The 12097-nt window shown below is 46.1% G+C and carries 12 protein-coding genes; 9 read left to right on the plus strand and 3 right to left on the minus strand.

The window, feature by feature from the left end:
- Positions 1-4: 4 nt before the first annotated feature.
- From NST38_RS07280 to NST38_RS07310, 7 genes are read left to right on the plus strand one after another with little or no spacing between them, the layout of a single operon-like run.
- Entirely contained in the window at positions 5-874 is an 870-nt protein-coding gene (locus tag NST38_RS07280) for a type II secretion system F family protein (RefSeq protein ID WP_047842033.1), read from the plus strand.
- A gap of 11 nt (positions 875-885) precedes the next feature.
- Entirely contained in the window at positions 886-1074 is a 189-nt protein-coding gene (locus NST38_RS07285) for a Flp1 family type IVb pilin (RefSeq protein WP_036669085.1), read from the plus strand.
- Entirely contained in the window at positions 1058-1732 is a 675-nt protein-coding gene (locus tag NST38_RS07290) for a TadE/TadG family type IV pilus assembly protein (protein WP_076251550.1), read from the plus strand. Before NST38_RS07285 ends, NST38_RS07290 begins: the two co-directional genes overlap by 17 nt.
- Positions 1713-3941, plus strand: a complete 2229-nt coding sequence (locus NST38_RS07295) for a hypothetical protein (RefSeq protein WP_256720036.1) — start codon at positions 1713-1715, stop codon at positions 3939-3941. The genes NST38_RS07290 and NST38_RS07295 overlap by 20 nt, the downstream gene beginning before the upstream one ends.
- A gap of 29 nt (positions 3942-3970) precedes the next feature.
- Positions 3971-5002: a hypothetical protein gene (locus NST38_RS07300; RefSeq protein WP_076251740.1), complete on the plus strand. Its 1032-nt coding sequence runs from the start codon at positions 3971-3973 to the stop codon at positions 5000-5002.
- An 11-nt stretch (positions 5003-5013) separates the two neighbouring features.
- Complete coding sequence (locus NST38_RS07305) at positions 5014-5529, plus strand: A24 family peptidase (RefSeq protein WP_076251552.1); 516 nt, start codon at positions 5014-5016, stop codon at positions 5527-5529.
- 49 nt (positions 5530-5578) lie between these two features.
- Entirely contained in the window at positions 5579-7351 is a 1773-nt protein-coding gene (locus NST38_RS07310; protein WP_076251553.1) for a DUF6382 domain-containing protein, read from the plus strand.
- Between the two features lie 12 nt (positions 7352-7363).
- Here the strand turns inward: NST38_RS07310 and NST38_RS07315 are convergent, their stop codons facing one another.
- Together NST38_RS07315 and NST38_RS07320 are read right to left on the minus strand one after the other, a co-directional pair.
- Positions 7364-8275: a TIGR01777 family oxidoreductase gene (locus tag NST38_RS07315; protein WP_076251555.1), complete on the minus strand. Its 912-nt coding sequence runs from the start codon at positions 8273-8275 to the stop codon at positions 7364-7366.
- 159 nt (positions 8276-8434) lie between these two features.
- Entirely contained in the window at positions 8435-8902 is a 468-nt protein-coding gene (locus NST38_RS07320) for a DUF2621 domain-containing protein (RefSeq protein WP_036610792.1), read from the minus strand.
- A 170-nt stretch (positions 8903-9072) separates the two neighbouring features.
- Here NST38_RS07320 and NST38_RS07325 point away from each other — a divergent pair, with 170 nt between their 5' ends.
- Together NST38_RS07325 and purU are read left to right on the plus strand one after the other, a co-directional pair.
- Positions 9073-10179, plus strand: a complete 1107-nt coding sequence (locus NST38_RS07325; protein WP_036669096.1) for a deoxyribonuclease IV — start codon at positions 9073-9075, stop codon at positions 10177-10179.
- Positions 10180-10221: 42 nt separating this feature from the next.
- Positions 10222-11115, plus strand: a complete 894-nt coding sequence (gene purU, locus NST38_RS07330; RefSeq protein ID WP_017689986.1) for a formyltetrahydrofolate deformylase — start codon at positions 10222-10224, stop codon at positions 11113-11115.
- A 74-nt stretch (positions 11116-11189) separates the two neighbouring features.
- Here purU and NST38_RS07335 read toward each other — a convergent pair whose 3' ends face one another.
- Positions 11190-11669, minus strand: coding sequence for a hypothetical protein (locus NST38_RS07335; protein ID WP_341343870.1), 480 nt, complete (start codon positions 11667-11669; stop codon positions 11190-11192).
- Positions 11670-12097 lie beyond the last annotated feature (428 nt).

The following is a 12097-nucleotide window of genomic DNA, read 5'->3' on the forward strand; positions in this document are numbered from 1 at the left end:
AACGATGCTGCTTCCCGTTATAGTCGCAGGGATGCTCGGAGCGGGATGGCTGGTGCTGGATCGAACCCGGGGGCAGACCTACCGGCATCTGCGCAAGCTGGATATGGAAGGATTACGACTGAAAAAATTGCATGGTCCCTTCCTGTTTATATTGGACAAGTTCGAGATTGGACGCAGATTGCCAGTGCTCATGTTTCGAATGCAACATGCCATTCAGAAAATGTACGGCATACAGCACAGTGGAGAGAAAACGATGCTGTATTGCGCCGAGATGTTGACCTACACGTGGCTCATGCTGCTGGTGGGCTGCCTGTTATCACTCGTTGGAGATATGGGCATCGGAGGTATGGTGGGTGGGCTCGCGCTCGGTGCAGCGTTGCCTTTTGCGCTCTACAAAGACCTCAATACAAAGGTACAGCGAAGAGACCAGGATATTCTTATGGAACTGCCTGAGCTACTGAACCGAATTGTACTGCTGGTTGGCGCAGGGGAAACCGTGCAACGTGCCATCGTTCACTGTGTGACAAGCCAGGGGGAACGGAATCATCCGTTGTACAACGAACTCAGAAAGACGGTGGGGGATTGGAATAATGGTTACTCTTTTCAACAATCATTTGAACAGTTCAGTCGTCGCTGCGGCGTACAGGAAGTGACGATTTTTACGACAACAGTGCTGCTGAATTTCCGACGTGGGGGAGGTGACTTTGTATTGGCGCTGCGGGATCTGTCACATGTGTTGTGGGAGAAACGCAAGGCTGTCAGTCGGGCGAAGGGAGAACAGGCTTCTTCCAAACTGGTGTTTCCAATGGTACTGATCTTTTTTACGATTGTGGTCATGATCGGGGCACCTGCTTTTATGATGATGAATATGTAGGAGGAATTGGGATGATGGAAGTGTTAAAAAACAAGGTAAGCGCATTTTGGAAAGAAGAGGACGGACTCGGCACGTTGGAACTGATTCTGATTATCGGGGTTATTATCATTATTGCTTTGATTTTTAAAAACCAAATTAAGACGTTGGTAGAGAGACTGTTAACTAATGTGAGTAATAAAAGTAATGAATTTTTCGAATAACAAGTTCAAAAAGGAAGAAGGGAGCTTCACCGTTGAAGCTTCCCTGATCTTCCCTGTTGTGCTGTTTATTCTTGTGTTATTGCTTTTTTTCACCATGTACATGTATCAAAAGACATTCTTGAATCAACATGCTTATGCAGCTTCGGAACGTGCAGCCTATAGCTGGGACAACAGCCACAAACAGGCGATGACGGGTGAATATGGTGTTGGAGAACATGACAATCTGTACTGGAGACTGACGGACGATCGTATGCTTGGAGCACTGTTTGGCTGGGCGGGAGCGGATAATCAGGTTAGCGTCTCTATACCTGGTGGTGAAGGTGGCAATCTCTCGGAACAGAAATTAGCACAAGCGGTGCAACATATGCCCTCAGCTATGAAAGGAACGATTGAGTATCAGAATTCTCTGATTCAGCGGAAAGTAACAACCAAGCTGGAACAAGTAATTTCTTTGCCTCTTCCTTCTTTTTTGTTCGATTCAGGTAACCGTGTCCTCACTCAAGGATCGTCCGCAGTTGTTGAACCGGTTGAATTCATTCGAACGGTAGATTTAATCCGGTATTATGCAGCCAAGTTTAAAGGGAAAGGCGGTGCGGCGACCAGTACAGCGGCAGAAGCCGGACTGGTTGTGCAGCATTTTGGCAAAAGCAAAAAGTGAGAAAAGGAGGAGGGCGGAGCTGTTTAGAAAAAAAGACGGTGAGTCGGGAGCCGTAACCCTTTTTTTAATATTAATATTGGCCGGAGTTTATATGTTTGTCGCAATATTTATTGATTACGCTCGTATAGCGGCATTCAAGGTGCAGACCGAACGCATGACTCATGCTGCGATGAGATCCGTCATGTCAGCCTATGACACATCACTCCGGGAGTATGGTCTATTCGGGTATGGCGACAGCAGTGGGGATGCAATTATGGCTAAAGTGTTGAATGATAGCGTGAAGCCTTCAGCTGTAAAAGATGGATTCCCCATTCTGGATATCCAGTGGGATACAACTTCGCTGAGCATGGAGCGTGAACTGGGCAGATACGATATATTTAATCGCCAGATTCAGGAGGATATGAAGTATCGGGCTCCGGTTGATTTTACCCTTGAAGTGATCAATCGGTTCAAACCGATATCAGACGAGATGAAGGAAGCCGCGCACACGGTAGACTTGCTGAAAAAATTACAGAAGTTATATGACAAACGTGAAGAATTACTGGATGAAGCCATTGCCAATCAGACAGAATCCGCGGAGAAACTGAAGAATCTTCCAAAGTTGATCATGGACCCGCCTTCACAGGCCATCTATGAAGAGATGCTGGAAGATACACCAGAGACAGCTGCCGAGGCAGCGGCACGTTATGCAGATTATCTGAACAAGAAACAGGCGGATGAGGGACTGCCATTCAGAGAGCAACAATACATATTGGAACTGGCTCGTTATCGGACTGGTGTTGGTAATGTGGTGACAGGCATCAGCATGATCATACAGCCCGCGTTACAGGCCCATCAAACAAAGCTGGAGGAAGCACAGTCCAAAATCGAAGAAGCGCGCAAAGTTAATGAGGAAATGAAACGTGTGATCGCGGAGGGGGAGAACCGTTCGCAGAATGCGAGCTATGACAACGTGGGCAACTCGAGTTTGCCTGGAACGAGTCCTGCATCTACTGGATCAGGCAGTGAAGCTAAAAGCACGCGTTCTCTTGCTTCGGAGCTTGTGAGGGCAGATAGCCTATTTGATCAATTGAAGGCACGGGTTGTTTCCCAGAATTCGGACTTCTCTAACGTCAGAAGAGACAACATGGAATTGAATACACAGCTTCGCAGTGTCACGGCCATGAGCGGTGTTCCGATTAAACCGGCGGTCAGACAGGCAAGTCAGGTTACGGAACGATATATTGACACCTATGTACGTAGCGGTCCTTCCAATCTCATCCAACAGAGTAAACAGCAGCTGGAGAGTGGTCGTGGGTCGGATGCCCAGCGCAAAGCAAATGACAAAGAATCCAAAGGGAAATTGAAGGAAGTCAAACGAATCTTGTCGCAGATTCAGAATGGAAGCTCGGGTTCCATGGACGCTTTCAAACAGTTGGAGGAATATTACAACGCTAATATTGCTTTTAACGAGGCTAGTCGTGAGGAAGCCAAAAAGGCAGAGATTGCTGGAGATCCCTATGACTCTGGTGGCGATGCCATGAAAGGGATGGACAGTTTGTTTGGCGGGATGTCCGGTCTGCTGGACAGTCTTGGCGACGAATTGTTTCAGAATGAATATGCTTTAGCCTATTTCAACTCCATGGATTTTGGTCAGTTATTTACCTGGACTGAAGGTAGTGGAGATGCTGGTGATGTTTTCAAACTGGAGAATCAGGAACTGGAGTATATCGTTTACGGGTTTCATAATCCTTCGGGTAACATCGCTGCGGCATATGCGGAGATATTTGGTATGCGGCTGGCTATTCGGACGGCAGAAGGGTTAATTGAGCACAGCAAGCTTGGGAATCCACTTCTGGTTTTATCGGCGGCAATCTTATACGGGATTACAAACGCCATCGCGGATATGGTGAAACTAGCAAAAGAGGGCAGTGTGGAATTGTCCAAGTATATCAAAGTCAAACTGACGTACAGGGACCATCTCCGATTGTTCCTATTGATGCATAGCAACAATGAACGCAAAATGTCCAGAATGCTGGCGCTAATTCGAATGAATACCGGTGTGAATCCAGATGAGAAACAGACGTATGCTTCGGGTAACATGCGTAGTAGCATCAAGCTGTGGTTTTTACCAGGGGTGGTTAGAAGCATCGGTGCAGTTATGGGTAGTGCGGACCAAGTTGAAGATGGACGATTTTTCATTGAGCGGAAGGCGGATTATTCCTATTGAATGATCAGGATCGTTTCGGTGGAGGGATTATGGATAAGCAGCAACATTATGAAAAAGAAAGCGCACAAAAGCAGATTCGTTTAACACGAATAATCAGATTGCAGCGTTTGAAGTCTCTCAAAAAGCAGATATGTTCTCAAAAAAAGGAACAGGGTAGCATGGTTCTGGAAGCTTCACTGGTGTTACCTGTCTTTATATTCTTTATCATGTTTCTCATCTTCATAGTGCAAATGACTCTAATCTCCACAGCGTTACAGAGCACGGCGGGTGAAGCGGTGAAGCAATTGTCAACGAAAATATATCCCGTTTCCCTTGCATTCACACCTTCTGATTCTGCTGGCGGAGAAGGTTCAGGAGGGGGTTGGAAGATACCAGAGTTATCACTGACGGAATGGGCAGAAGGTTATGCTTCTTCTCTACCCGAGCCTTTAAGTGATTGGGTACGTTCAGCGGCGGCCAGTGGTGAACAGCCACTACAGGAGATCAAAACATCCGTCTTGGAAACCGTACTTGATCCCACGGTAAAACCGCTGCTTCGACCTTTTATCGAGCCAACGCTGCTTAATATGGAACGTGTTCATGTGAATGGTATTTCGATACCTGATCTCAAAAACAAAACAAATCCATATTTCCGACTTGAACTGAGTTATGAATTGCCTATAAAAGTCCCCTTTCTCAGTAAACGGCTTCGGATTCAGGCTGCTGCGGCAGAACGGGTATGGATTGGAGATACCGGAGAAGGATCAGATGGCAGCGCAGGAGACGGGGATACTGCGGGTTCAGCAACGGTACTGTCGAAGCCTGACCCGGCATACATAGGCAACAATGCAACGATTAAGGTGAAGGTAGAACCAGGAGCGACAGCCAACTTAACGATATTTTACAAGTCAGGTGAAAGTTCTGCGAAGCACATCGGCTGGGCCACCGCAGATGAGAATGGAATTATTGAATGGAATTGGTTTGTTGGTACTCGGACAACAGAAGGAACATGGAGTTTTGTTGTCGAGACAGGGGACGGTGCCAAGACGGAGACTACGTTTACCGTGGCCTCCAGAAAATAAGTGAGGAGATGATGGAGGTGGAGTGGTTTTACATTGCCTGTGGCATATACATCATTGCAGCTTTTATTACAGATATTCGTTCAATGAAAATTCCAAATCGATTGACTTTACCCGTGACTGTTGCAGGCGTATTGGCCCACATCATATGGGGAGGTTGGGATGGTTTCTTGTTCTCAGCCGCTGGATTTGCAGCAGGTTTTGGCATTTTGTTTCTGATGTATGCGATTGGAGCCGTAGGGGCAGGAGATGTGAAATTGTTTGGTGGGATTGGCGCATGGACGGGACTTGCTTTTGGCATTCATGTCATTATTTACTCCGTTTTGTACGCGGGCGCAATTGGTCTAGTAATACTTCTATTCCGTAAAGATTCAGCGAAACGAATTCGAGGCATGGCAGGTAGTCTTGCAGGTTTTTTCATGCTCGGTTCGCTCAAGCTGGTAAACAAAGAGAAGACATTGAAGTTTCCGTTTATGCTGGCGGTGTTACCTGGATTTATCACGGTCCTTGTCTCAGGACTTTTCCCTTAAGTGAAGAAGTAGAGAAATTTGAGAATAACAATGGAAAGAGAGGATTGGCATGTATGGATTAACGAGAGATTTTATTCGTAACGGCGGAGCGTTCATGGTTTTGGAGAAAGCAGACGGGTTACGAATGGAGGAATTGAGCCGTGTACAGATGGGGATGTTGTCCTCCAATCAGATTCCGCGACTTCTTCCTGTTCATATTCGGGAAGTCGATCGAAATGTAACTTTGCAGTACGACATATCAGGGTACAAGATGTTATCTCAGATGTTAAAGTCAAGCAAAATCAAATTGCGTGTTCTGTATGGTTTGTTGTTCCAACTAGCCGATGCCTTCACGGAATGCCGACAGTATATGTTGGAGCCTCGTAAATTATTGATCCAGGAAGAGTCTTTGTTCATTAACGGTTCATTCGAACAGGGTGAACTTGGAATGGTATATGTGCCAATCATGGATACAGTTGAAGTTGATCCAACACCTCAGCAATTCCGTGAACTAGTGATCAGATTGATGGCACATGTACAGGAACTGCAGGGAGAAGGTATTCAGCGTGTTCTGCAGTTATGTGACAACGAACGCTGGGATATCAGACAGTTGCGCGAGCTTCTGCTGGAGTTATACGCTGACGAGCAAGAGAATGGAGGAGGCGCAGCATTTCTCTCGTCCAGAACTTTGGACACACCCAATGATCCAAGAGGTGATCTTCATTCGTCGATTTCTGAGCGAGATAGCAGGCTAGCCACTGGTACTTCTCGGCCATATCAACCCGGTCCTCCCGTTCAAAATGTTGGTGTAGGGCCGCAACTAAATTTCCGTCAGCCGCAGAAAACAAGTGAATTCGAGGTTGAAGACATTCCGGTGAGATCTCGAACCTTTCCAGGCAGGCGCTCACCTGAGCAAGTTCCATTAGAGAGTTCAAACGGTATGGATAAGAAAGGAAGTAACTCGTATGATTCGCTAGAGCGTGTTGATATGGAAGTGGAGGAAAAGCCTGGATCTTCCAAAGTAACTTATATCATATTGGGCTGTATGGTTGCCATGGCATTGGTATGGAGATTTATTTACATGGAGCAACCGGGACAGACGCAGATGATCCTGTGTATGGTACTCAGCCTTGGCTTGCTTGGTGTAGCAGGATGGACGTGGAAGCGTAAGGGAAGCCCTCATAATGCCTCAGAGAATAAGCGGTCTTTTTCATTCAATTTAGGTAAGAACAAAGGTAAGCAGACGGATGATGAAGAGGAGCAATTTCAGGAGAGTTGGCGCTGGAATGCAGCTGAAAGGCCAGTGGAACGCATAAACCAAACGGTTGCATCCGCCTCAGAAGGTGGTAGCGAGCATTCCCGTTTTCAAAATTTGCATATGGCATCTGAACACTCCGAACCACCGTTCGTTCAACGCCATGTGGAAACGGTAGCTTCAACTTCAGAGCTAATTCGACAGGATGCAGTTGCAGAGGCAACCGTGAATTTGCAGAATCTGAGTGGAAGTAATGTTACAGGGGTAGGCCCGGTGATGGCGTTTTATTATCTTGAACGAAGATCGGGAAGCAGTGACCAACATGAACGGATGGATGTGCAAGGAGCATCTTTTGTCATCGGAAGATCAGCAGACATGGTTCAGTGGGTGGACAAAGCGACCGGGGTGTCCCGTGCTCATGTGGAATTGAGCCGGAACAAATCGGGCTATGTGATTAAGGATCTGGGTTCCGTCAATGGAACCATTCTTCAGGGCAATATTCTTGCTCCGTATAAGGAGTATCCATTGGCGGATGGAGACACATTTACACTTGCGGAATCAGTCTACACTTATCGGTCGGTTGGATAAGACATAGTTCAATCAGTCAGATAAGCCGCGGTGTTTCAGATCTTCCAGTGCCTGGGTTAAGGTTGGGAAGGTGAACTGGAATCCGTGGTCGAGAGCTTTTTGCGGAATGACTCTCTGCCCTTGAAGCACGACAACGGATAGTTCTCCGACCAAGGTTTTAATCAGGAAGCTGGGTACGGGGAACCAGTGAGGGCGATGATACACTTTACCGACCGTACGACCGAATTCATCATTGGTAACAGGGTTCGGTGAGGAAGCATTGACCGGACCTGACACTTGTTTATTTTGAATGCTAAAATCAATGAGTCTTACGATATCCATAATGTGAATCCAGCTAGTCCATTGCTTGCCACTGCCGATCTTGCCACCAACACCTAGCATATAAGGAAGTTTCATCAATGGAAAAGCACCTCTTTTATGTCCAAGCACCAGACTCACCCGGATTTTAACGAGTCTTACATCTTTGATAGCATCTGCAGCAACTTCCCATTGTTCCGAGACCCGGGAGGGGAAATTCATTGATTTTTGCGGACTGCTCTCGTCAAAGGTTTCGTTAGGAGAGGTTCCATAGATGGCCATGGCAGAAGCCTGAACGACCACTTCCGGCTTTTGTTCAAGGGATTCTACCAATCGGGCTACCCGCGCTACGGTCGTGACTCTGGATTCAACAATTTCCAGCTTCGCCTTGGTTGTCCAACGTTGATTCAGCGTTTCTCCGGCAAGGTTAACGAGAGCGTCCATACCTTCCAGCAAGTGAGGTTGTTCTTCGACTTGTTCCCACGATATATATGTAAGATTTTTACTTGGATTATGCAAGTCAGGCAGTTTTCGTGTAATAACTTTCACATGGTGCCCGGCTTGCAACCAGTAATCTACAAGTGCTCCTCCTACAAATCCGGTACCTCCACAAATGGCAATTTTCATATCAAACATCCTCTCTGTATTTTCACTGCGCTGATACATACCGTTGGATCGACAAACAGCCCCGTACGGTAAGCAATGCCTGTTGGGAACAACTTACCTGACGGAGCATATCTGTATCTAATTAACCAAATCTATATGCCACTTAACTCATCTTTTATTTTATTTAATCAAATGTTGATAAGGGGAATAATCGATTTTGTTTTTCTCCAAAAATTTTACCAAAAACTTATTGTCCCGCTTCGGTGTGGCAATAATGTATCCTTTGATGCAATGATCTCTCGATACTTCCGTGGCATTGTCTTCGACTGCAATCTTACCGATCTCTGCAGCAATGGAATGTTTGGCGATGTCACGAAATGGCCCGGGCACAGGCTCCACTAGTTGATCCAAAAAAGCTTTGGCTTCATCTGTCCATAAGTGACGGCTGGCTTCAACCCAATAATTCTGCCAATCCAGTTTGGACTTTCCGTCTGCTTTTGGTAGCACTTTCAAAAACTTGCGCATCATGAAAAATCCACCGATACACATGCTGCCTAGCAATAAAAAAGTCCAGAATGCGATCGTATTCATAAACCAATTGCTGGGGGAATAGCTGTTCAGTATTATCGCGTAGGAGTCGAAAATCATTGCGGAGTCACCTCGGTTCATTGATTTTCACGGAAAGACGGATTCCGCCTACCCATGTTCCACATATTAGCTGTAAAAAATAGCCTCTATCCCGAATTATAGCGCATTTCTAGATTTATTTCGATAATCGCGTTAGAATAAGGGATAATTCAGAATAAGGGGGATCAATAATGCTGAAAATCGGCTCCCACGTGTCCTTTTCGGACAAGGGATTATTGAGTGCAACGAAGGAAGCGTCCTCGTACGGTTCCAGTTCGTTTATGATATATACGGGTGCACCACAGAATACACGTCGCAAGCCAATTGAGTCCATGTATATTGAAGAAGGCAAGGTTGCCATGCAAGAGGGTGGAATGGAAGATATCGTTGTCCATGCACCGTACATTGTTAATCTTGGCTCATACAAAGATAATACGTTTAGACTGGCTGTAGATTTCCTTCAGGAAGAGATTCGTCGGACACATGCTATTGGTGTGAAGAACATCGTATTACATCCCGGCGCATTTACAGACAAAGATGCCCACTATGGGATCGGACGGATCGCAGAAGGATTGAATGAAGTGCTGGAGGGTGTGAAAGACACGGATGTGAACATCGCTCTGGAGACCATGGCTGGCAAAGGTACGGAGATGGGTCGCAGTTTCGAAGAGATCGCTCAGATTATCGAGAAAGTAACATATAACGAGCGCCTGACTGTGTGTATGGATACATGTCACATTCATGATGCCGGATATGATATCGTTAATGATTTTGACGGTGTACTGGAACAATTCGATCGTACGGTAGGACTTGACCGCATTGCCGTAATGCATATTAATGATAGTAAGAATGCTGTGGGTGCGCACAAGGACCGTCATACACCAATTGGCTCTGGCTGGATCGGGTTTGAAGCGATTAACAGCATCGTCAACCATGAGAAGCTTCAAGGACGTCCATTTATTCTGGAGACACCTTGGATTGGTAAAGAGTCCAAGACACAGCGTCCAATGTATGAGGTTGAGATTGCGCTGCTTCGTGGGGATGTTGCCGGTCGATTTGGCCAGGAATTCCTGACTGAAGTAGAACAGTTGCAACACTTTTTCAAAGGTAAAGAGATTGAGTCTCGTTCGTATATTCTGGATGTGTGGACGTTGCTCAAAAATGATGCCAAAGCCAAAAAGGCAGATCCGCGCGAACCGCTGGAACGCCTCTATGACATGGTGACTGAAGCTGCACTATTCCCGCATTTGAATGAAGAACAACTGAATCATCGCTTGATTGCATGGCTTGCGGGTTAATCCCGCAGGTCATGGCTTAATTGAAGGAGGAAGAATAACCCGATGGAGATCCACGCTAAACAAGTACGCCCTGATTCTAAAAACCGCGCCGATCGTGCGCGCATGCTTATTTCCTGTCCTGATGGTCCAGGAATTGTAGCTGCCGTATCTCATTTCCTACACCAGCATGGTGCAAACATTGTTCAGTCGGACCAGTATACAATGGACCCTGCTGGCGGCATGTTCTTTATGCGAATTGAGTTTGATCTTCCGCAATTGTTGGTCAATTTGCCGAAACTGGAAGCCGATTTTGCAGAAGTGGCAAGCCGTTTCCAAATGGAATGGACGTTATCTGCGGTTAGCCGCAAGAAGAAACTGGCTATCTTTGTATCCAAAGAAGATCACTGTCTGGTTGAATTATTGTGGCAATGGCAGGCAGGCGATCTGGATGCCGATATTGCTCTTGTGGTCAGCAACCATCTGGACATGAAGGATTATGTAGAATCATTTGGCATTCCATATCATCATATCCCAGTTACAGCAGATACGAAGAAAGAAGCGGAACAGCGCCAACTGGACGTCATCGGCAACGATGTGGATGTGATCATTTTGGCTCGTTACATGCAGATTATCTCTCCGATGTTCATTGAGCACTACCGCAATCGAATCATTAATATTCACCATTCGTTCCTGCCAGCCTTCGTGGGTGGTAAACCGTATGCGCAGGCGTACAACCGCGGTGTCAAAATAATCGGTGCGACAGCGCACTATGTTACGGAAGAACTGGATGGCGGCCCGATTATTGAACAGGATGTGCAGCGTGTAAGCCACGGGGACGATGTAACCGAGCTGAAGCGTATTGGACGTACCATTGAGCGTGTTGTGCTCGCACGTGCCGTGAAATGGCATGTCGAAGACCGCGTGCTTGTTCACGAAAATAAAACCGTTGTATTTTAAGCTCACGCTTTAATACTGTGCAAGGTTGATTCGGAACCACGTAATAGACTAACAATAAAGCGACCCCAATTCGTTTACGAAGCGGGAGTCGCTTTTTTTGTTGTGTTGATATACTTTCCGCACAAGCCAAGCACAATACCAAACAGCAGATGTCCAACAATCCAGTAGAGGATGGCGGACACATCGTATAGGTCTGGCACACGTGATGACATTTGATAGAGTGGGATATAGAGCAAGGACGAGACCGCACCAAGTAAAATTCCTTTGATCATAGGGCGGCCTGAATGCCTTACCCACCACAGATAGAAGATACCGATGACAACGGACACGATTAGATGCAGAGAAAATTCAATGATTTCGGGTAAGGTTGGTGGAAGACCAGGCACAAAATCAATATTCAGCAGCAGGGTATATACTTGTTCACCTGTGTTGGCCTGAATCATTTTGAGGAAAAATCCCAGGACAACTCCGGAGAGAATCCCCGTTAAAATACCAGATATCCAGGGTAATGAGTGTTTTAGCGATGTTGATGGGTGAGCAGCAGGATCTGGCATAATCGCGACCTCCTATGATTGACGCGTGTACATCTGAAAAAAGTAAACCACAGCCCGACTTTCGAATCCATATTCAGGAACATTATATGTGAATTGAGGATGAATATCTAAAAAATGCATGGTTTTCAGGTTAAAGGTTATACTTCATGCGATGGATTTGCGAGGCGCCTTAAGTCTGTTTTTGGAATTTAGTACCTTGTACAGTACGATTTTTGCTTGATAGGCCAAGGAATATTCATCACAGAGCACCGATTTTTCACGAACTTCTAAAAGAAGGTTATGGAAAAGCTTCACGCCAAGTGATACAATACAAAAGTGAATAAGTCAAAATGAAACACTCAAGCGGATTCACTTATTGTGAAATTCGGTTTGCTTGTATGATGAGAGGGATTCGCTTGCGCACCCGACTTATCTAAAGACATGAGGAG

The organism is Paenibacillus sp. FSL H8-0104 (assembly GCF_038050215.1).
GTDB classification, from domain to species: domain Bacteria; phylum Bacillota; class Bacilli; order Paenibacillales; family Paenibacillaceae; genus Paenibacillus; species Paenibacillus amylolyticus.